This window comes from Serratia sp. Nf2 (genome assembly GCF_003028435.1).
In the GTDB taxonomy this organism is placed as follows: domain Bacteria; phylum Pseudomonadota; class Gammaproteobacteria; order Enterobacterales; family Enterobacteriaceae; genus Serratia; species Serratia marcescens_L.
This window is the reverse complement of sequence record NZ_PYTW01000066.1, coordinates 1-204: the sequence shown is the minus strand read 5'-3', so window position 1 is coordinate 204 and position 204 is coordinate 1. Positions and strand designations below refer to the sequence as shown.

Sequence of the window (204 nt, the reverse complement as noted above, 5' to 3'; positions counted from 1 at the left end):
GCTTAGAGGCTTTTCCTGGAAGCAGGGCATCAACTACTTCTGCACCGTAGTGCATCGTCATCACGCCTCAGGGTTAGTATGCAACCGGATTTACCAGGTCACACCCCCTACACGCTTAAACCGGGACAACCGTCGCCCGGCTAGCCTAGCCTTCTCCGTCCCCCCTTCGCAGTAACACCAAGTACAGGAATATTAACCTGTTTC

At 53.9% G+C, this 204-nt stretch carries 1 rRNA gene; it reads right to left on the bottom strand.

Going from position 1 to position 204, the window contains the following annotated elements:
• Positions 1-204 (bottom strand): 23S ribosomal RNA (locus C9411_RS25450); the annotation flags it as partial.